The organism is Citrobacter sp. Cf125 (assembly GCF_030333935.1).
Taxonomy (GTDB): Bacteria; Pseudomonadota; Gammaproteobacteria; order Enterobacterales; family Enterobacteriaceae; genus Citrobacter; species Citrobacter freundii.
Window position 1 is genome coordinate 1 of record NZ_JAOWEY010000010.1, and the last position, 268, is coordinate 268.

Annotated in this window: 1 tRNA gene; it reads left to right on the forward strand. The window is 56.0% G+C overall.

Features of this window, described 5'->3' with window-relative positions:
- The first annotated feature begins 183 nt into the window (after positions 1 to 183).
- Positions 184 to 259: transfer RNA gene (locus OGV89_RS00735), tRNA-Ala, on the forward strand.
- The last annotated feature ends 9 nt before the right edge of the window (positions 260 to 268 follow it).

Consider the following 268-nt stretch of genomic DNA (forward strand, 5'->3'; position numbering starts at 1 on the left):
GCTTGTAGCTCAGGTGGTTAGAGCGCACCCCTGATAAGGGTGAGGTCGGTGGTTCAAGTCCACTCAGGCCTACCAAATTCGCCTCCGTGCTGTGTTACGGCGATGCTCGCATACTTCAGTATGCTTCGCACCACCGCGCCTTGCCCGGAAACGAATTAGGGTACAGAGATTAGCATTTACGATGGGGTTATAGCTCAGCTGGGAGAGCGCCTGCCTTGCACGCAGGAGGTCTGCGGTTCGATCCCGCATAGCTCCACCATCTTTACTG